General features: G+C 61.3%; 1 pseudogene. It reads right to left on the bottom strand.

The annotated features are described in order from the left end of the window. Window positions 1–54: 54 nt before the first annotated feature. Window positions 55–984, bottom strand: a pseudogene (locus tag DL899_RS19260) (IS5 family transposase). Between the last annotated feature and the right edge of the window lie 62 nt (window positions 985–1,046).

Raw genomic sequence — 1,046 nt, 5'->3', positions numbered from 1 at the left:
GGCTCTGTTGCACAAAGCACTTGCTGACCGGAGTGCCCCTTTCCCCGGACACAGTTATCCCGCAGTTTTCGTGACAGGTATGCCGAGTGCGGTATAGCCGTTCATGATGGCGATACGGACTTGGACCTCGGCGACCTGCCGGTCGAAGTCCCGTGCCATGAGCCGCTGGCGCAAAAGTTTCATGCAGTGCATCTTTGTCTCCGCCCGGCTCCGGCGATGGTATCCACTCCAGTTTCGCCAGATCGCGCGGCCGAGGTATTTCGATGCCCGCAGAGCCTCGTTGCGCACGATGGCGCCCGCCGTGGCTGGCTTCCAGGGTCTGGCGTTTTGCGTGGCGGGATGACGGCATGGGCACCGCGATCCGCGATGGCATCGTGGCACTTGCGGGTATCGTAGGCACCGTCTGCGGTCACGCTGCCGATCTCCTGGTCGGGCGGGATCTGGCCCAGAAGATCGGGCAACACCGGCGCGTCTCCGATGTGGCCTCCAGTAATCTCGAGCGCCCGAACCTCCAGCGTTTGTTCGTCGATCTCGAGATGGATCTTGCGCCAGACGCGCCGTTTGCGGCCGCCATGCTTGCGCGCGTGCACTCACCTTCGCCTTCGACCTTGATGCCGGTGCTATCGACCAACAGGTGTAGGGGACCCTGCGAGCCGCGATAGGGAATGTTCACGGCGAGGGCCTTTTGACGGCGCGATAGCGTGCTGAAATCCGGCACCGTCCAGTCCAGACCGACCAGTCTCAGTAAGCTATCGATGAAACCAGTCGTCTGGCGCAATGCCATGCCGAAAAGCACTTCCATCGTCAGGCATGTCTGGACGGCGGCATCGCTGTAGCTCGGTTGGCGGCCGCGCTTGCCGGTGGGCACAGCGTCCCAACACATCTCTGGATCGAACCAAATTGTCAGTGAGCCCCGACGCTTGAGCGCGTCGTTATAGGCAGGCCAGTTCGTAGTCTTGTAAGTAGGGGATTGGGTCTGCTCATGCACGTCAGCTATCACACTGGATTCCTGAGATGAATCCCCTGCGGGTTTGTGCAGCAAAGCC

This window comes from Roseovarius amoyensis (genome assembly GCF_003260265.1).
Taxonomy (GTDB): Bacteria; Pseudomonadota; Alphaproteobacteria; order Rhodobacterales; family Rhodobacteraceae; genus Roseovarius; species Roseovarius amoyensis.
Note: the sequence above shows the minus strand (reverse complement) of the source record. Positions and strands in the feature narration are given on the sequence as shown.